We start from the raw sequence: 19,574 nt of genomic DNA, 5'->3' as shown, positions 1-19,574 counted from the left end.
TTGACTTCAGCCGGAGTGGGCCGCCTTTGTGCATCAATTGCTTACAGCCGAACCACACCGGCCGCGGCCAGACGTTCCAGTTCGCTGTTTTCCAAGCCAAGCCCGCCGAGTACATCGCGGCTGTGCTGGCCGAGGGCGGGCGGCGGACGATCCAGCGACAACGGCAGATCACCGAAATCCCAGAACGCGCCAATCTGTTGCAGCTCGCCGTACACCGCATGTTGATAGTGGGTATGCAAGCCAGCCGCGGCGTGGTCGGGGTTGTCGAGGAAGGGGTCGAGCTGCGCCTCGAGAACGGCTTCGGCGGGCACGCCTTGTGCGCTCAAGGATGACAGCGCATCGGACTGTGTCCGCCCGACGAAATACGTTTCAGGGTCCGCTCCGGCCAGCGCACGGAAACGCTGCGCTTCTTCGGGCTCCAGCGCCGCCACGGCGATCCAACCGTCATTGCAGCAATACAGCCGGTGCGTGTCGCAAAGGCCGGTCTGGCTGGCGTCCAGATGCGCGATGGGCGTGACCCTGCCGTCCTCACGGCCCACCGCTTCGCTCATGGTGAGCAAGGTCGCGCCAAGCAACGACGCGTTCACCATCTGCCCTTCACCGGTCCGCGCGCGCTGGTAAAGCCCCAACAGCAGAACGTACAACGAAGAAAGTCCCGCAAAGAAATCACCAACGCCAAAACGCAGCCACATCGGCGGTTGGCCGGCACCGCCCTGCTCCACTTCCCAACCGCAGGAGGCTTGCATCAACTGGTCGAAGCCGGGCCAATCGGCACGTGGTCCGGTGGGTCCGTAAGCGCTGACGTGGCAATAAATGAGTTGCGGATTGATCCGCTTGAGACTGTCGTAATCGACCTTCAGCTTGCGCGCCGCCGGCAGGCGCATGTTGTGATGGACCACATCGGCCCAGCGCACCAGCGCCTCGACCGCCGGTTGACTCAGCTCATCGCCGAGTTTTAGCGCGACGCCCAGCTTGCCGCGCTGAGTTCCACTGAAAATGCGCTCCAGTCGGCGCATGGCATCGCCGGTCGGGACCTCGACCTTGATCACCTCCGCGCCCAGATCGGCCAGCATCATGCAGGCGAACGGCCCAGCCAGATAGGCGCCCAAGTCGAGCACCTTGAGACCATGCAAAGGAGGCAACGGCTCGCCCTGACGCCCAGTGCCCGGAACCAGACGCAGCGTTGGCGAGTCCTTAAAGTCGCTGTCATTGTCCGCGCCGGGCTGAGGTGCGGAACGGCCGATGCGTGCCGGTGGGGTGATCATCCAGGCTGGCCCCGGTTGCAGCGTCTTGCCGAGCGTGGCGTCTTCCACTTCGACCACATACCCGTTCAGTCGCGCCTGCTCGTCGAAATAGATGTCGCCGAAGGGCGCGGCAATCTGCGCCGAAACATCGTGCTGCCAGAAATGCTCGACCCACTCATGAGCGGGCCGCGTGGCGATGATGGCCCGGTTGGCTCCGAAATTCGGCGCCACGTGGCTCGGCGGCCATTGCGCATTGAGCCGGGCGACTTCCGCCTCGCCCAGTTCTGCCATGGCATTGGCCATCAATGGGGCTTTATCCGGCGAGTAATGCACATGAATCCAGCGGCCGTCGGCGCACTGGTGCAGCGGGATCGGAATGTGCTTGTCCAGCCCCTTGGCGAATACCGGCGTCGGTGTTTGCGCGCGGCTCCAGTGCATGGTCATCGGGACCAGCGCGGCCTGAGCCAGACTGGTGTGCGCGGCGCCGCCACGGCCATCACGATCACGCGCGATCAACCGCGCCATCACGCCCACCACACACAGCCAGCTTGCCAGCCAATTGGCAAAGGGCATGCGCACGAAGACCGGCCCAGGGCGGTGGCCCGGCTGTTCGTCGAGCAGGCCCAGGCGTGCCAGCACCAGCGTTTCACGTGGCACTGCCCCAGCCAGTGGATGCTTCTTCGGCCAGCCGGTAATGGCCGAAACGATCAACGCAGGAAATCGCTGCGCCAGCTGTGCATCGTCGAGCCCCAGCGTCGCGGCCTGCTTGGGAGTGAATTCGTGAATAAGCACGTCGGCCGCGGCCAGCAGCCGTTCGAGCCGCTGCTGCCCATCCGGCACGTTGATATCCAGCGTGACACTGCGCTTGCCCCGATTGAGCACGGCGAACAGCGCTTCCTCGCGCCGAGCCGGGTTGTCGGGCGGTTCGACCAGAAACACCTCGGCACCCGCTTCGTACAGCTGCAAGCCCGCCGCAGCACTCGCGATACCCGACCCCAGACTGACCACACGCAGGCCGTGCAGCGTTGACTCGTTCATAAGCACCTCTGGGTGTCTTGTTATTGTTCCAATGTTTCACTGTTCTGCTGTTCTACGCCGGAGCGAAACCGAGCCCGGCCTCGTTCGGCGAATTAAGAAGCTAGTGCATGAACCAGGATGATTCCAGTGTCAGACTGATAGCTTTTATACAGAATCCTATAAATTGTTTATTCGCACCGACTTCGTACGATTTTTTGCAGCCTACTGTGGCTAACCCCCGGCAGCGCCTAGCCGACGCGCCTGCCAGCTACCCGCCAGCAGCACGCCACTCATCAACCAGAACAGCGATGCGGCACCGAGCGCCGCGCCCAGCACGCCGAACAGCAGCGGCATGCAGGCTCCGGAACAATTGATAAATACCGAGCGCACCGCCAGCCCTTCGCCGTGACGCGCACTGGGGGTCACATGGTGCAGTTGTGTCATCAACGCAGGCTGAATAGTGCCCAGCGCAACACCCAGCGTGGCGGTTCCCAGGGCCATCGCCCAGGCGGGGCCGAGCCAGGGGTAGATGGCGTACACCGCTGCGGTGAGCAGCAGGGCACTCAAGATGATCGAGCGCTGCGACAGACGATTGGCCAGTAGCGGTATCAACAGCAGCCGCACCAGTGTCGAGGTGACGGCGTAGGCGGCGAGGATCGCGCCGATCACCGAGGCGCTCATGCCCCGGGCACTGCCCAGAATCGGCAAGGCGAAGGAATGCACATCCCAGCTGGCCGACACCAGCCAGTTGATGAATAACAATCGGCGAAACGACGGCTCGCACAGCAGATCCCATGCAGGGCGTCGCTGCTCGCGCGATACCGGGGCGGCCATCTGTTCGCGAGGCACCCACTGCGATAGCAGTAGCGTACCGAGGGGCAGTATCGCCAAGGCCGCAAACGCAATGCGAAAACCGTAATGATCGATCAGCAGTCCCGTTCCCAGAGGTCCGATCAGGCTGGCCAGGGCCGGCGCGATAGCGATCCAACCGAATACCTTCATGCGCTCGCCTGCGTTACTGGCCAGACGCGCCGCCGTGCGCTGAAGCGCGATCAACCCGAAACTGGAGCCGCCGCCACAGAGTGCGGCAGCCAGACAAAGCCACAGGTAATGACTCGTCGAACTGGCGATCACCGCGCCGGCAAAGGACAGGCTCGCGGCGATGCGTGTCGGGCGGTGATAGCCGTGTCGGTCCGCCATACGACCCGCGGTCAGGGCGAGGAATACCGGCGCGGTCGCAAACATCGCCATCACCACGCCGACCGCCCAGACATCCATATCGCGTTGCAGCAGCTGCAGTGGCGCGGCCATGCGCATCCCGGTCAGGCATGAGTGCATGCCGATCTGGCACAGCACCAGGACCCACAGCTTGAAGTAGGCAAAGGGCTCAGCAAGCGCTCCGTCAGATGACGCCGACAGGGTCACGAGCGGTGCCGTAAGCGGAAGGGATTGATGCAGGGCGTGAAGCAGAATCGGATGCGTACATTCAAGTCATTCTTATTGTTGGAGTCTTGAATATAGACAGACATCAGCTATATGTACAATTACCTAGCATCGCGATGCCAGCATCTGTTCATATGCGCTGCGACCACATCCAAGGGAGAGCTTCGTGATCGAACGAATGGACCACTTCACGATCGTGACGGATCAGCTGCAGGCAACGCGCGAGTTCTATATTGACCTGCTCGGGTTGACCGAAGGCCCGCGCCCGCCTTTTCCGGTGGCTGGCTTGTGGCTCTATGCCAACGGCCACCCGCTGCTGCACGTGGTGCAGGTGCAGCGAATGCCAGAGCCCCGCCGCGGCGTGCTCGACCACATGGCGTTTTGGGCCGAAGGGCTGCGGCAGACATGGCAACTGCTCGAAGATCGCGGCATCGAATTTCGTGTCATCAGAGCGCCGGGGGCGGTCCGTACCTGGCAGCTGTTTTTCCTGGACCCCAATGGCGTGGAAGTGGAGCTGGACTTCGCGGCTGAGGAAACGCCTCCCGAACACTGGAAAGCCCGCTTGCCGCCGCTTCAGATCAAGCCATCGTAGCTCCCGCCATCCACTTGAAGGTTTTGCCCCGAGATGTAGCTCGCCTGAACAGAGCAAAGGAATGCACAAGCCGCGGCGAATTCTTCCGGTTTACCGAACCGCCGCGCCGCTACGGGCCTGAGCATCTCGGTGCGCGCATCTTCCAGGCTCAGCTTTCTGTGCTTGGCAAGCTGCTCGGTCATGTAGCGCAAGCGGTCGGTTTCGATGCGTTCAGGTAGCAGGTTGTTGATGGTCACGTTGTCGCGCACCACTTCGCTGGACAACGCCTTGGAAAACGCCGTCAGCCCTGCCCGAGAGGCGGTGGAAAGTCCCAAGGGCAGGCGCGGCGATTTCACCATGGCCGAGGTGATGTTGATGATCCGTCCGAAGCGACGCTCGCGCATGCCACCGACCACGCCTTGGATCAGCATGATCGCCGACAACATGTTTGCCTCGATGGCCTTCAGCCAGGCCGCATGGTCCCAGTCTTCGATCCTGCCCGGCGCGGGGCCGCCGTTGTTGGTGATCAGTATGTCGGGCGCAGGACATGCGGCGATCAGGGCGGCTCGGCCTTCGTCGGTATTCAGGTCGCCGCGCACGACAAGCGGCCTGTGACCTGTAGCGGTCTCGACTTCCGCCCCCGTGCGCTCCAACTGCTCGGCATCGCGACCGTTGATCAATACGCGGCAACCTTCCTGCGCCAACGCCAGCGCGCAGGCCTTGCCAAGGCCACGAGACGATGCGCAGATAATTGCGCTGCGCCCTGCGATTCCCAAATCCATAACGCTGCTTCCTGTGGTTGCCAATGGTGCCGGCGGATTGCGTGTTCGACGTCCTGGCGCAGGTGAGGTATCAGCCGTCCATACCCAGCAATTGGGTGATGTCCCGACCCGGTTCGGCATCGGAGCCATAGGAAAAATCGCCCTTGCGCTGACGTTCGGCCAGCTGCTCCATCTGAAAGCGATAACGCGTGCCGGGCGCATCGAAGCGCGAGTGCAGGTCGATGCGCTCACCCGGCTCGAAATACCGCTGGTTCTGCGGACGAACCACCGAGTTGTCCTGCGGCTGGATGATGTAATTGATGCGCGGCATCAGATAGCGGAACGGTGCCGGTGCCGCCGTGGTGTTGAAGGTCACGTCGCAGCGCGAGCGGTGTTTGCCCACCGGCAGGAATGGCTGCAGGTTGGGCACGTCGTAACCCGGACGAAAGCGCGGATAGGAGATACAGACGTTGCTGCGCAGATGAATATGCAGCACAGCGCGAAAATCCTGGTACTTCGCTCGCACACCGCCGACCCAACGCATCACTGGCGCGACGGACTTCTGCGCGACCGTGCGGGTACGGGTCACGGTTTCCGAGGTCCACTCCACTTCCACCACGTCCGATTCCGATATTCCGTCGCCGATGGTATTGGCATGTAGAAAGTCGGCGTGGGTCAGGTCGATGAGGTTTTCCACCGACAAGGCAGAACTGGCATCGAAACGAACCGTGCGCTGGGTGTAACCAGGAAGACTGCCATCAACCGGCAGAAACGGGATGTGCGGCAGCAGCAAAGAATCAGCCGCATCAGGATTGCCATACCAGGCCCAGATGTAACCGTAACGCTCGACAACCGGGTAGTAGCCCATACCGCCGGTAAACTCGGTGAACGATGCACGCTCGCCATGCAGCCGCTCGGGATGAAACTCGGCTGCGAATGGCCTACCGTCCTTTCGCCAGAGGTAATAGCTCTGGGAATGAATGATCCGGCGAATGGGCCGCTCGGTGACATCGCGGCTGTGGGATACCGGGAACCAGGTATCGCGCAGGTCATAGTTGATCGGTGTCCAGTCTTTGCGAATCCGGCGCGCAGCGGCTTGCGGCTGTGCATCGGAAAGAGGCGTGGCGGCGTGCATGGAATTCTCCGGGTTCAACTGAATGAAGTCAGACGGCGAGGCGTTGTTCAACGACTATCTGCTGACGCAACTCATATAAGTCACGCGAGGGTGCAACCAATAACGCGGCGATAGCCGAGCCATCGATCGTGGCATTCACGCTGAATGGCGCTCTGCCTGCAGTCCGTGAGGCGCGCCAGCGCAACGGCGCACCCGCCATGCTGGACGTGTGCTGGAAACCGCGCCAACAGAGGCTGGTGGTGCCTCGTCGGTTGGCGCTCGCACTGATGAAAAGCGTGCTGAGCGGCGTTTCGTCCTGGCTCAGCAGATCCACCCGGATGGTGCCGCCACGCAGCGGAACCGCCGTTCGAACGATCAGCGGGTAGTCGGCAACGAACTGCGACGGCAAAATCTGACTCGACCAGACCGCGCCCCTGTCGAGCACGAGACGGTCGTTCATCAGTTGCGGATCGCCCAGGAAGAAATCCGTTATTTGCACTGCGTCGAAGCTCAACAGGCAGTTGGCCCCATCCAGCATCACGGCGAGGTACTCATCGTGCGTCATACTTACGACGGCGCTTCCCGTGTACTCACGCCCCGTAGGACAATAATCGGCACTTGGCAGGGTGGCGCCCGGCTCGCCGTCGCCCACCCATACATGCACGAAACCGTTACTTTCTTTTGCCATAAAGGCGCGCGCCGCATGGCGTTGCGGGACGCGTTCGCTGGCGCTCAGGTTCGGGATGGCAGTACAGGCGCCGCTGGCTCCATCGAACGTCCAGCCGTGATAGCCACACTGCAGCCCGGAACCCACCACGCAGCCTAGCGATAACGGCACCCGCCGGTGCGGACAGCGATCTTCCAGGGCGAAGACCTGCCCTTCAGCGTTGCGGAACAGAACCAGTTCTTCCCCGCCGCAGATCACTGCGAGAGGCTTTACATTATTCACGGATTCGCAAAGGGCCGAAGCCCACCATGAGCTGGTCGCCATCGAATGTTTGCCTCGTATTGTTATTGTTTGTGCGATCAGTTGGTCCCCGGACGCCTAAACTATCGCTTCAGAGCAAAGTAGACCGTGGCGCCTGACGAGGCAACAATAAATAGGCAATTTTTTATTTTGTGTTCATTTTAAGGGCGTTGCTGAATACAGGCTGCTCACAGCTACCTGTCGCCGCACTCCCGATGCCATTACTTAGGCAATTGGCAACCTTGTTCACCGAGCGGCATCCAAGTCTGCGCTTCCAGCTGGTCGCCTTGAGCAGCGATCAGATTTTGGGAAGGCTGAACCAAAACCAGTTCGACGTGAGCATTCCTATCTTGAGCGTCTCGACCAGGCGTATTTCGCGAGCCTGCCGCTGGGTGCAACACGGTTGCTGCACGACCGGCGTCACTTTCGCTTTCCAGGTGCCTGTGACGTGGGAAGGCGCTGGCGAAGCTTCCGCTCGCCACGTTGTGGAGCGGCATGCATTTTCGGCAATCACTCGATCACGCGTTGCGCAGTCGCGGCTTGAATCCCGCCCTGGACTGGAAACCGATGCGGTATGCCGAATCTGGAACACCGCGAGCGTTCGTGCTCAGTCCAAGCATCATCCACTGCCATTGGACCTGTTGACGGAAACGACCAGCCGCGACGGCCAGACGCCGGACCTCATCTTGCAGACCCTGCGTTGCGCGAGGTTGTGCTTGTCAGTCCGCGCGACATTCCACGGCTCGGGTTCGAGAATGGAGAAGTTGTGGAAGGTCGCGCTCTCGGACGACGGCGTCGATCGGAAGGTGCATGGTTTCAGTCTTCTCGCCTACGGCACCCCGTGGGCCAGGCGGACGCGAGACCAATCCATCGGTACCGCTTGGCAGCTTCGGTGAAGCAAGCCATACACCGACGTCCAAATTCGTAGCCATCAAGGCGATGAAAATCGAAAAACAGACAGAGCGGAATTTATGAGCGCACGCATGACGAAGCGATGCTCGCGTCCGTTTAGCTAGCCCAACCTGGCATCGGCGAACCAGCAATCTTCAGAGTTGGCGGGATCGTCTGGGCGCGTCACAAACGCCTGGGATAGCTGCAGCTGTCATTGGCAAAACCCGGCGTTCATTGACCTCCCCAAATGAGGTCATCGATTATCGCAGGCTGACAGCAGCGGGCTTTTTTGACGGTCACCCAACTCGCTGCGGCAAGCAACCCGGCCGCTAAGAAAGTCCCCGAGCCAAGAATAGGCACCCAGCTTTCACCGCGCCTTTTCCGACACACAGGACTGCCTATCAAAGTCATTGTGCATCGTCCATCGGCACAGATATAAACAACCACCTCGGCATTCGCCTTGCTGCGGCGCGCGTCAATTCTCGGTTCACAGCGGGTTCGTTTTAGCAAATTTGCGTTTGACAACGAATCGCGTGCAACTTACTTTCTGCACGCTTTTTGATATTTTGTACATGTTTTAGAAATCTGCTTGAACAGTTCTAAGCGCAGCAGGCTGCAAGATCAGCCTTATTCGTTTTATAACGCCCGGCTTGCTCTGCCCTTTCGGCTTTCACAACTTAACCCGACTATCCGGCCTGCTTTCAGGGCCCGCATGAGAGAACATTGTGCTCGAAGCTTATCGAATCCTACTCGAACAACGCGCCAGCCAAGGACTTCCCGGCTTGCCCCTGAACGCCGAGCAGACCGCAGGCCTGGTCGAGCTTCTGAAGAACCCGCCAGCTGGCGAAGAGCAATTTCTCCTCGACCTGATCACCAACCGCGTTCCGGCGGGCGTGGATGAAGCCGCCTACGTCAAGGCCGGCTTCCTCGCCGCCATCGCCAAGGGTGAAGCCGCTTCTCCGCTGATCAGCAAGCAGCACGCTGTCGAACTGCTGGGTACCATGCAGGGCGGTTACAACATCGTCACGCTGGTCGACCTACTGGACGATCCGGAACTGTCCGATACCACCGCAGCGCAACTGAAGCACACCCTGCTGATGTTCGACGCCTTCCACGACGTCGCCGAGAAAGCCAAGGCTGGCAATGCCAACGCCAAAGCCGTTCTGCAGTCCTGGGCCGAGGGCGAATGGTTCAAGAACCGCGCCCCGGTCGCCGAAAAGATTAGCCTGACCGTATACAAGGTCACCGGCGAAACCAACACCGACGACCTCTCCCCCGCGCCTGACGCCTGGTCGCGCCCGGACATCCCGCTGCACGCCCTGGCCATGCTGAAAATGGCTCGCGACGGCATCACTCCCGACGTTCCTGGCTCGGTTGGCCCGCTCAAGCAGATGGAAGAGCTGAAGACCAAAGGCTTCCCGGTTGCTTATGTCGGTGACGTGGTTGGTACAGGTTCTTCGCGTAAGTCCGCTACCAACTCGGTGCTGTGGTTCTTCGGCGACGACATCCCGAACGTACCGAACAAGCGTGCAGGCGGCTTCTGCTTCGGCACCAAGATCGCGCCGATCTTCTACAACACCATGGAAGACGCAGGCGCCCTGCCGATCGAGTTCGACTGTTCCGACCTGGCCATGGGCGATGTGATCGACGTTTACCCCTACAAGGGTGAAGTCCGCCGCCACGGCAGTGACGAGCTGGTCACTACCTTCCTGCTGAAAACAGACGTCCTGCTCGACGAAGTTCGCGCTGGCGGCCGTATTCCGCTGATCATTGGTCGCGGCCTGACCGAAAAGGCCCGCGCCGAACTGAGCATGGGCCCATCCGACCTGTTCAAGAAGCCGAAAGCCCCCGCCGAGAGCAACAAAGGCTTCACCCTGGCGCAGAAGATGGTTGGCCGTGCCTGCGGCCTGCCGGAAGGCAAAGGCGTTCGTCCGGGCACCTACTGCGAGCCGAAGATGACCACCGTCGGTTCCCAGGACACTACCGGCCCGATGACCCGCGACGAGCTGAAAGACCTGGCTTGCCTGGGCTTCTCGGCTGACCTGGTAATGCAGTCGTTCTGCCACACCGCGGCCTACCCGAAGCCGATCGACGTCACCACGCACCACACCCTGCCGGACTTCATCATGAACCGTGGCGGTGTGTCCCTGCGTCCGGGTGACGGCATCATCCACAGCTGGCTGAACCGCATGCTGCTGCCCGACACCGTCGGCACCGGTGGCGACTCGCACACCCGCTTCCCGATCGGCATCAGCTTCCCGGCCGGTTCCGGCCTGGTGGCCTTCGCCGCTGCCACCGGCGTCATGCCGCTGGATATGCCGGAGTCGGTACTGGTTCGCTTCAAAGGCAAGATGCAGCCTGGCATCACGCTGCGCGATCTGGTCCATGCAATCCCCTACTACGCCATCCAGAAAGGCCTGCTGACCGTCGAGAAGAAGGGCAAGAAGAACATCTTCTCTGGGCGCATTCTCGAAATCGAAGGTCTGAACGAGCTGACCGTAGAGCAAGCCTTCGAGCTCTCCGACGCCTCGGCCGAACGCTCTGCCGCGGGCTGCACCATCAAGCTGCCGGAAGCGGCGATTGCCGAATACCTGCAGTCCAACATCACCCTGCTGCGCTGGATGATCAGCGAAGGCTACGGCGATGCCCGTACCCTCGAGCGCCGCGCTCAGGCCATGGAAGCCTGGCTGGCCAACCCTCAGCTGCTGACTGCCGATGCTGACGCCGAGTACGCCGAAGTTATCGAGATCGACCTGTCCGAAGTCACCGAGCCGGTTCTCTGCGCACCGAACGACCCGGACGATGCCCGTCTGCTCTCCAGCGTACAGGGCGAGAAGATCGACGAAGTCTTCATCGGTTCGTGCATGACCAACATCGGTCACTTCCGTGCTGCCGGCAAGCTGCTGGACAAGGTCGAAGGCTCCCTGCCGACCCGTCTGTGGCTGTCGCCGCCGACCAAGATGGACCAGCATCAGCTGACCGAGGAAGGCTACTACGGCATCTACGGCCGCGCCGGTGCGCGCCTTGAAATGCCGGGCTGCTCGCTGTGCATGGGTAACCAGGCACGCGTGGAAACCGGTTCGACGGTAGTCTCCACTTCGACCCGTAACTTCCCCAACCGCCTGGGCGACGCGACCAACGTGTACCTGGCATCTGCCGAGCTGGCAGCGGTCGCTTCGATTCTAGGCCACCTGCCGACTGTCGAAGAGTACATGGTGTACGCCGCGCAGATCGACACCATGGCAGCAGACGTCTACCGCTACCTGAGCTTCGATCAGATCGCTGGGTTCCGCGAGTCAGCGGCCAAGGCCAAGATCGACATGGTTGCTCTTTAATTTGAACTTAACCAGGCGGTCTCCGTTATGACCTCTAACCAGCTTCTCTGGGAAGGCGTTGAACTTATGCTGTTCGGCTTAGGTTCCGTTTTTGTTTTCCTCGTTCTGTTGATTGCCTGCATTCGCCTGATGTCTGTTGTGATTGGCCGCTTCGACAGTGCGCCCTCCGCTCAGTTGGCTTCCAGCAAGCCCGCTGTGGCTGAAGTGGATGCCGATGTCATTACGGCAATCCAGACCGCTATCCATCAGCACCGCGCTCGTCGTGGTTGATTCAGAACAGGGAGTTCCCCTCATGACATCTGTCAAACAACCGCTCGGCATTACCGATGTGGTGCTTCGTGATGCGCACCAATCCATTCTGGCCACCCGCGTTCGTCTTGAAGACATGCTGCCGATTGCCGGCAAGCTGGATCAGGTTGGCTTCTGGTCCGTCGAATCCTGGGGTGGGGCGACTTTCGATGCCTGTATTCGCTATCTCGGTGAAGACCCTTGGGAGCGCATTCGAGAACTGAAGAAGGCGATGCCTAACACCCGGCAGCAAATGCTGCTGCGTGGCCAGAACCTGCTGGGCTATCGGCATTACGCCGATGACGTGGTGGAAAAGTTCGTTGAGCGCGCGGCGATCAACGGCGTTGACGTGTTCCGTGTGTTCGATGCTATGAACGATCCGCGCAACCTGGAGACCGCTCTGCGAGCGGTCAAGCAGCAGGGCAAGCACGCACAGGGCACGATTTCCTACACCACTAGCCCTGTACATACTCTGGAGATGTGGGTCGACCTGGCCAAGCAGATCGAGGATATGGGCGCCGACTCGGTGGCGATCAAGGACATGGCTGGCATTCTCACGCCTTACATGGCTTTTGAGCTGGTTTCGCGTTTGAAGGCAAGCCTATCCATTCCGATCCATATGCAGTGTCACGCCACGGCGGGCCTGTCCACTGCGGCCATTCTCAAGGCTGTCGAGGCGGGCATCGACAACGTTGATACCGCCATTTCCTCGCTCTCGATGACTTATGGACATTCGCCAACCGAGTCGGTGGTGGCTATTTTCCAGGGCACCGAGCGGGACACCGGGCTCGATCTGTTGCTGCTTGAAGAGATCGCTGCGTACTTCCGTGAAGTGCGCAAGAAATATGCGAAATTCGAAGGCACGCTCAAGGGCGTCGACTCGCGGATCCTCGTGGCACAGGTGCCGGGTGGCATGCTGACCAATATGGAAGGCCAACTGAAGGAGCAGGGTGCGCTCGACAAGTTCGATGAAGTGCTCGCCGAGATTCCTCGCGTTCGCGAAGACCTCGGTTTCATTCCGTTGGTGACGCCGACTTCGCAGATTGTCGGAACTCAAGCCGTGATTAATGTGCTTACCGGCGAGCGCTTCAAATCCATCACCAAGGAAACCGCCGGCATCCTCAAAGGCGAGTACGGCGCCGCGCCTGCTCCCTTCAATGCCGAACTGCAGCAACGCGTGCTCGACGGTGCAGAGGTCATCACCTGCCGCCCTGCTGATCTGCTGCAGCCAGAAATGGACAAGCTGACGGCCGAGCTAAAAGGGCTGGCGCAAAAAAAAGGCATCAAGCTGGCCGAGGACGAGATCGATGACGTCCTCACGTATGCGCTGTTTCCTCAGATCGGCCTGAAGTTTTTGGAGAACCGCGGTAATGCCGCTGCTTTCGAGCCGGTGCCGACCGGCAAGCAGCAGGCGCCACGCGAAGCGGGCGCACCCGAGGTCTATACCGTCGAGGTCAACGGCAAGTCGTTCGTCGTACAGGTCAACGACGGCGGCGACATCGAGGGAATCAAGCCTGTTGGCGGCGAATCAGGCATAGCACCAGCGGCTGCTGCGCCGGCCGCAGGTACGGGCGAACCTCAGCCGGCGCCGTTAGCCGGCAACATCTTCAAAGTCCTCGTACAGCCCGGTCAGATGGTTCAGGAAGGAGATCTGGTGATCATCCTCGAAGCCATGAAGATGGAAACTGAAATCCGTGCATTCAAGGCCGGCACCGTCTCAGCTGTGAACGTCAAGGTCGGCGACGCTGTGTCGGTGGGCGACAGCCTGCTGATGATCGCTTAAGGAGTGCGGCATGGATAAGTTGCTCAAGCTGTGGCACAGCACCGGTCTCTATCACATAGAGCCTGGTCAGCTGCTGATGATCGTGGTGTGCCTGACATTGATCTATCTGGCGATTCGCAAGGGGTTTGAGCCCTTGTTGCTGATCCCGATTGGATTCGGCGGTGTGCTCGCCAATATTCCCGTCGCCAACATGGCCGAGGGTGCTGGCATCCTCCACCTGTTCTATGAAGTCGGTCTACCGACCAGTGTGTTCCCGCTGTTGATCTTCATGGGCGTCGGTGCCATGACCGACTTCGGGCCAATGCTGGCTAACCCCAAGACACTGTTGCTCGGTGCGGCAGCGCAGTTCGGTATCTTCGCGACGTTGCTCGGAGCATTGGGGATAGCATCGATGGGTATTCCGGGAATGGAGTTCACCCTGCGTGAAGCGGCGTCGATTGCGATCATTGGCGGTGCGGACGGCCCGACCTCAATCTTCGTTACGGCCAAACTCGCGCCGCATCTGCTGGGGCCGATTGCTGTCGCAGCCTACTCTTACATGGCGCTGGTTCCGTTGATTCAGCCACCCATCATGCGCGCCCTGACGACGAAGGAGGAGCGCGCCATTGTCATGACGCAGCTGCGCCATGTCGGTCAGACAGAAAAGATTGTGTTCCCGCTCATGCTTGCGCTGATGGTTGGCTTGCTGCTGCCTGACGCAGCGCCGTTGGTGGGCATGTTCGCGTTTGGTAACCTGTTGCGCGAGGCTGGTGTCGTGGATCGTCTGGCCGATACCTCGCGCAATGCGCTGATTAATATCGTGACCATTGCGCTGGGGCTGACTGTCGGCTCCAAGCTGTCCGCTGAAGCCTTCCTGCAGATGAAAACGCTTGGGATCTTGCTGCTTGGAATGGTTGCGTTCTGTGGTGGTACGGCGGCGGGTGTGCTGATGGCGAAGGTCATGAACATCTTCAGCACAAACAAGATCAATCCGCTGATTGGGTCGGCCGGTGTATCGGCAGTGCCAATGGCGGCGCGAGTGTCCAATAAATTGGGGCTAGAGGCGGACCCGCAGAACTTCTTGCTCATGCATGCCATGGGGCCTAACGTAGCGGGCGTCATTGGCTCGGCGGTCGCCGCGGGCATTTTGCTGAGTTTCGTAGGGTGACTAACCGCTAGGCTGAGGCAATCACCTGTCGTCAGGAACACAATTACAACTGCCTAGTGGTACGACCAGTAGAGAAAAGTTTGAGAGAAACAATGCGACGAACAAAAGAAGACGCCAAAAAAACTCGGACGGCACTTCTCGCATCTGCGGAGCGGCTCTTTCTAGCTAACGGAGTGACACGAACGAGTCTCAGCCAGATTGCCCATGATGCGGGCGTAACGCGTGGCGCAGTTTATTGGCATTTCGAAAACAAATCCGACCTATTAAACCAACTACTCGACCAGGTTCGAATATCGCCTGAGAAAATAATGGGAGTGACCAATGATAATTCTTCACAACATTCGTTGCGCTCATTACGGGATTTATGTGTAGAAGGCCTAAATGCTCTGGCGATAGACCAGCAAAAAAGCCGCGTCATGAAAATTCTTCTGCATCGCTGCGAGTTCACCGACGAGCTTATCGCGAGCGGAAGCTCGCCACAATTTCTTGATAATTCAGCTTATTGATCAATGCGAGCAGATATTTGCCAGCAACATTGAGATACTGCAGCAAGGTGTTACACCTCGAATGGCTGCAATCTCGATACATACTCTTATTATTGGCTTGTTCACTGACTGGACAAGAAACCCGCAATTGTTCGATCCCATAGTGGACAGCGGTCCGTTGATCGACCCGCTTTTTCGAGGCCTCGTCAGAAACTGGGACAGTATCTAACGACTTGGCATCCTTGCTGTCAAGATTTTATGGATTTGACGTAACAACGTCGCTGCAAAACATAGTGACCGAAATGCGCTGGCAAGTCAGAAAGACTAGCTCTAAAAAAAATTACTGTTTTCCGGTAGCATTGGTAACTTGATCATTTACCTTTTCAAAGGCTTTATAGGAGCCATGCCGCTTGAGTAAATTAGGCAGGCCGATGTTCGCAACAACCATCAGCGGTTGGCCTAACCTACCCATGTAGCTCCAGCCTTTTCATAGCCTCTCAGGCCAGTTCGGATCATCGGCTTCGTGCGCCTTTACAAGCCCCGCGGTTAAGTACGTAATGCTGCAAAGCGGTCCGACAGCCTGATGAGAGAAACACCGTATCGTTGAAGCTTGTTTGAATTCGGCGTACACCGGAGTCTTAGTAACCATGTACTCTGTGCGACCCGCCTACCTCACTTACCCCAAGTATTGGGTAAAGGCCTGCTACACGCCGATCGCGTTTCCGCTCGAGGTCGTCAGCCATCGCTCAAAATGCCGGCTTTGTACCTGCCCGTCTTTCGCCGCATAGTAGACAAGCCGCAAGTCACGGTCGACATCGATCGTGAGTGAGGTGTGATCGAACACCACCTTGCCGATCCCGTCGATCTGAAAATTCCGGATGCCCTGGCAGGGTCCATGAATATCCTGTTGCCGCCACCAGGTCCTGAAATCGGTATCGATCTTCTCCAAATCTTTAACCAATGCTCCAATGTCGGGGTCCTCGGCTGCCCTGACGAAATCACGGCGAAAACTCGATAGCATTTGCAAGGCCTGATCCTCCCACGGGTCGAGCAATGCGCGCATCGAAGATGCGGTGAACAACAGCCAAAGGAAGTTGCGCCGCTCTGTCGGAACGCTCGAGAAAGCGAAGACCTTATCTGCAGCCGCGTTCCAAGCCAGCACATCCCAGCGAAGATTGAGGACGTACGCCGGACGCATTGGGAGATCGGCCATCAACCGATGAACGAGCGGTGGCACGACACACCAGGTTTTGCCCGGCTCTGGCGGGAGCCTCTGATGCGCCAGCAAAAAAAGATGCCGTCTTTCGGTGGCGTCCAGCTTCAATGTGCGCGACAGATTTTCGAGGAAAGTCGCAGATACGCTGATCTCTCGCCCCTGCTCCAGCCAGGTGTACCAAGACAGGCCTACCCCGGCGAGGGCTGCGACTTCCTCCCGTCGAAGCCCCGGGAGTCCGCCGTCTTGCACCAGAAGGCAAGCCCGCGTCCTGTGGAGAAATACGTTCACGGCGGCTTCGCAGAAAGTTAGCCAGCTCCGCCCGGTTTCGCTCAAGGCTGCGAGGAGCGCTCATCCAATTACTCTCCAGTAATAGTATAAGAGGTCAAATTGTAACCCCATTGAAGCGGGATTAAGAATAACTCCTCGTCGCCAATGCCCCGTTCCAGCCAGCTGGCCGGCATCGAGCGGCTTGATCGTTCAGGAGATATTCGGATGTACCAATCATTGCTTCGTCAGCAATTGGAGTTACTGAAGTCCTCCAACCAGTACCGCACCTTCACCACTCTCAGTCGCATCTGCGGCCAGTATCCGTTCGCCAAGCTGAACGGCGAGCAGCCGGATCCGGTCGTTGTGTGGTGCAGCAACGACTACCTAGGAATGTCGCAGCACCCGACCGTACGCGAGCAGATGCACCTGGCATTGGAAACGTACGGCGCTGGCTCAGGCGGTTCGCGCAACATAGGTGGCTCCTACGAGCTTTATGAGCGACTCGAGGCGAGTCTTGCCGACTGGCACGATAAAGAAGCGGCACTGGTTTTCCCGACCGGCTTTGGCTCGAACGACGCCACCCTCCAATGCCTGCTGAGGCAAATCCCCGATTGTGTCGTGATCAGCGATGCGCTGAATCACGCATCGATCGTCAACGGCATCCGAGCAACACCGAATGAACGGCAGGTGTTTCGCCATAATGACGTGGAACACCTGGCCCAGATACTGTCCCGCTATCCAATTGGTCAACCGAAGCTGGTTGTGTTCGAGTCGATCTACTCGATGGACGGCGACATCGCACCGATTGCCGACATCGTGGAAGTTGCCAAGCGCTTCAACGCGCTGACCTATCTCGATGAAGTTCATGCGGTCGGCATGTACGGCGCTCGAGGGGCCGGCATCGCTGCCGAGCTCGACCTGGTCGACAAGATCGACAAGATCGACATCATCCAAGGCACCATGGCCAAGGCCATCGGCGTGATCGGTGGTTACATCGCCTCGACCCGTGTCATCGTGGACGCAGTACGTTCCTTTGCGACAGGCTTCATCTTTACCACGTCCCTTCCTCCTGCCGTCACGGCTGGCTGCCTGGCAAGCGTCGAGCATCTCAAGTCCAGCGATGACGAGCGCCAGAAGCTACAGATCAATACCGCTTTATTGCGCGAGCGTTTGAAACAACACGACATTCCCGTCATGCCCTGCTCGCAGACGCACGTATTGCCGGTATTGGTCGGCGACGCCGAGCGCTGCAAAGTTGCCGCCCTGCGGCTTCTACATACACACGGGGTCTATCTCCAACCAATTAACTACCCCTCTGTGCCGGTCGGTACGGAGCGCTTTCGGGTTAACGCAACGCCCAACCACAGCCAAGCCCAGATCGAGAATCTAGCCGTTTGCCTGCGCGAAACCTTCGACCATTTTGCGATCCCTTTGGCATCCAAAACCTTCACTTCGGAGGTGGCCTGATGAACAACTTATCGTTCACCGTGCGAAACGCGACGCAGGAGGACATCGAGTGGCTGATAGAACTGAGGTCCTTCTTGCTGGACGGTACGTCGGCCATTTACGCCAGCCGCAGCCAGACGGACTCTGAAAGATGGCGTACGGCGTATAAGCACTGGCTAGCCGCGCACCTAGGGGTACATGACAGTGTACAGGTGCTCGTAGCTGAGCACTGTGAAACTCGGCAAGTCGCCGGCTGTGCTACTGGAATCATCGATCTCAGGGCGCCCACCGCTGCAAATGCTAACGGTCTGTCCGGATGGATCCAGTCGGTTGTGGTTGATCCGCAATGGAGGGCGCACGGCATCGCAACTCAGCTCATGAATCATCTGCTTCGCTGGTTTGGCAACCGGGACGTTGCAACGGTAGCGCTCCAGACTACAGCAGGCGCATCCGGGCTGTACGAACGTCTTGGCTTCTGCCCAACAGGCGAGGGCCTCCTGCTTCGCCAGGGGGCGTCAGCATGAACGTGTTGATTATTGGCTTGGGCTACGCCGGACAGCGATTTCGCCAAGCATTCGAACATGTCACAAACCGAGCCGGTGTTTCGACCTCTATCGCATATGTCGGACGACGTCAGAAAGCTACGCCACTGCGTTACTTCGCCTGCATTGACAGTGCGCTCCAGCATTTCACACCCGATATCGTAGTGGTCAGTGCCAACGATATAAGTCACGCCGATGTATTGCGCCAGCTTGCGGGCTACCAAGGCTTTGTCGTCTGCGAAAAGCCGCTCGCCACACCCACTGACGCGCTGAATGGCGTCCAAGACGCGCTCAGCGGTGTCGGCGGATTCGCGCTGAATTTGATTGAGCGCTATTCGCAGGCGACGCAGATCTTGCGTGAATGGGTTGCCCGCCATGGGTGGGAATTGGTACGTGCCAGCTTCTATTGGGGCAAGGATCGCATCAATGACTACCGGCCCACTTGCGGAGTTACCAGTGAAGCGATTCATGCGTTGGATCTGCTGCGCTGGGTATGCCCGACTGCGGGTCCGCTGCGGCCGGATGGCGTTCTGGGTATCCGGTCAGACTTTTCGGTATCTGGACTTGCGGTCCTCGACACCGTGCAGCTGACCGCTGTCCTTGGTTCCGCGCCGGTCACCGGCTATAGCAGCTTTGTCAACGTCGTTCGCCAACGCACCGTCGACTTCAGCTTTGTCGATTGGGAAGACCAGCTTATCCATGCGCGACTGACCTTCGATACGCCGCGCTGGGATCATGACCATCTGCGGATCTGGATGCGGGATATCGACGGCACGGAACTCGTGCTGCACGAGCTCCGACTCTCTCCCAGCCAGTCGGGACTCGAGACCCTGCACAAGCTTTCTGAGTTCTGCCAACAGGTCCTTGACTGGGTCGTGCGGCGCCAGCCGCCTCCCCACCCATTCGCCAGCCTGGACGACGCCGTCGAGCTACAGGAATTGCTCAATCAACTGGAGCATCGCGCGCTCACCCCTGCCGCGGCCCGTTACAACCGTGGCGCTCAGCGCGCCTTGCTCGTCGAGGGCAGCGACCTGGAAAGCCTCGGCTAATGGATATC

Annotated in this window: 13 protein-coding genes and 3 pseudogenes; 10 read left to right on the top strand and 6 right to left on the bottom strand. The window is 59.3% G+C overall.

Features of this window, described 5'->3' with window-relative positions:
* Positions 1-41: 41 nt before the first annotated feature.
* Positions 42-2,282, bottom strand: coding sequence for a CoA transferase (locus N8H22_RS08530; protein ID WP_264590150.1), 2,241 nt, complete (start codon positions 2,280-2,282; stop codon positions 42-44).
* Between the two features lie 210 nt (positions 2,283-2,492).
* Entirely contained in the window at positions 2,493-3,686 is a 1,194-nt protein-coding gene (locus N8H22_RS08525) for an MFS transporter (protein ID WP_264590149.1), read from the bottom strand.
* Positions 3,687-3,870: 184 nt separating this feature from the next.
* Between N8H22_RS08525 and N8H22_RS08520 the strand changes: the two genes are divergently transcribed.
* Positions 3,871-4,296: a VOC family protein gene (locus tag N8H22_RS08520; protein ID WP_241283931.1), complete on the top strand. Its 426-nt coding sequence runs from the start codon at positions 3,871-3,873 to the stop codon at positions 4,294-4,296.
* Here N8H22_RS08520 and N8H22_RS08515 read toward each other — a convergent pair.
* The 3 genes from N8H22_RS08515 to N8H22_RS08505 form a co-directional block, all read right to left on the bottom strand.
* Positions 4,278-5,057: an SDR family oxidoreductase gene (locus tag N8H22_RS08515; protein WP_241283934.1), complete on the bottom strand. Its 780-nt coding sequence runs from the start codon at positions 5,055-5,057 to the stop codon at positions 4,278-4,280. The two genes, N8H22_RS08520 and N8H22_RS08515, sit on opposite strands and share 19 nt — an antisense overlap.
* Positions 5,058-5,127: 70 nt before the next feature.
* Positions 5,128-6,171, bottom strand: a complete 1,044-nt coding sequence (locus N8H22_RS08510; protein ID WP_241283937.1) for an aromatic ring-hydroxylating dioxygenase subunit alpha — start codon at positions 6,169-6,171, stop codon at positions 5,128-5,130.
* Positions 6,172-6,199: 28 nt separating this feature from the next.
* The gene (locus N8H22_RS08505; protein WP_264590148.1) at positions 6,200-7,141 is read right to left on the bottom strand and encodes a Rieske 2Fe-2S domain-containing protein; all 942 of its coding nucleotides are present in this window, start codon (positions 7,139-7,141) and stop codon (positions 6,200-6,202) included.
* Positions 7,142-7,362: 221 nt separating this feature from the next.
* Here N8H22_RS08505 and N8H22_RS08500 point away from each other — a divergent pair.
* The 6 genes and pseudogenes from N8H22_RS08500 to N8H22_RS08475 all read left to right on the top strand — a co-directional run.
* Positions 7,363-7,692: pseudogene (locus tag N8H22_RS08500) on the top strand (LysR substrate-binding domain-containing protein); the annotation flags it as partial.
* Between the two features lie 1,041 nt (positions 7,693-8,733).
* Positions 8,734-11,343: a bifunctional aconitate hydratase 2/2-methylisocitrate dehydratase gene (acnB, locus tag N8H22_RS08495; protein ID WP_264590147.1), complete on the top strand. Its 2,610-nt coding sequence runs from the start codon at positions 8,734-8,736 to the stop codon at positions 11,341-11,343.
* A gap of 27 nt (positions 11,344-11,370) precedes the next feature.
* Positions 11,371-11,613 carry an OadG family transporter subunit gene (locus tag N8H22_RS08490; protein WP_042926816.1) on the top strand — a complete coding sequence of 81 codons (243 nt, stop codon included), beginning with the start codon at positions 11,371-11,373 and terminating at the stop codon, positions 11,611-11,613.
* A gap of 22 nt (positions 11,614-11,635) precedes the next feature.
* The gene (gene oadA / locus N8H22_RS08485; RefSeq protein ID WP_264590216.1) at positions 11,636-13,414 is read left to right on the top strand and encodes a sodium-extruding oxaloacetate decarboxylase subunit alpha; all 1,779 of its coding nucleotides are present in this window, start codon (positions 11,636-11,638) and stop codon (positions 13,412-13,414) included.
* Positions 13,415-13,424: 10 nt separating this feature from the next.
* Positions 13,425-14,561 (top strand): sodium ion-translocating decarboxylase subunit beta, encoded by a 1,137-nt coding sequence (locus N8H22_RS08480; RefSeq protein ID WP_042926819.1) that lies wholly within the window; start codon positions 13,425-13,427, stop codon positions 14,559-14,561.
* 92 nt (positions 14,562-14,653) lie between these two features.
* Positions 14,654-15,275 (top strand): annotated as a pseudogene (locus tag N8H22_RS08475) (TetR family transcriptional regulator).
* A 474-nt stretch (positions 15,276-15,749) separates the two neighbouring features.
* Here the strand turns inward: N8H22_RS08475 and N8H22_RS08470 are convergent.
* Positions 15,750-16,614: pseudogene (locus N8H22_RS08470) on the bottom strand (helix-turn-helix transcriptional regulator).
* A gap of 140 nt (positions 16,615-16,754) precedes the next feature.
* Here N8H22_RS08470 and hemA point away from each other — a divergent pair.
* From hemA to N8H22_RS08455, 3 genes are read left to right on the top strand one after another with little or no spacing between them, the layout of a single operon-like run.
* The gene (gene hemA / locus N8H22_RS08465; RefSeq protein WP_264590146.1) at positions 16,755-17,996 is read left to right on the top strand and encodes a 5-aminolevulinate synthase; all 1,242 of its coding nucleotides are present in this window, start codon (positions 16,755-16,757) and stop codon (positions 17,994-17,996) included.
* Positions 17,996-18,499: a GNAT family N-acetyltransferase gene (locus tag N8H22_RS08460; protein WP_021209644.1), complete on the top strand. Its 504-nt coding sequence runs from the start codon at positions 17,996-17,998 to the stop codon at positions 18,497-18,499. Before hemA ends, N8H22_RS08460 begins: the two co-directional genes overlap by 1 nt.
* Positions 18,496-19,566 carry a Gfo/Idh/MocA family oxidoreductase gene (locus tag N8H22_RS08455; protein WP_042926824.1) on the top strand — a complete coding sequence of 357 codons (1,071 nt, stop codon included), beginning with the start codon at positions 18,496-18,498 and terminating at the stop codon, positions 19,564-19,566. Before N8H22_RS08460 ends, N8H22_RS08455 begins: the two co-directional genes overlap by 4 nt.
* Positions 19,567-19,574: the final 8 nt, after the last annotated feature.

The organism is Stutzerimonas sp. S1 (genome assembly GCF_025966695.1).
In the GTDB taxonomy this organism is placed as follows: Bacteria; Pseudomonadota; Gammaproteobacteria; order Pseudomonadales; family Pseudomonadaceae; genus Stutzerimonas.
This window is presented reverse-complemented; position numbering and strand designations above follow the sequence as displayed.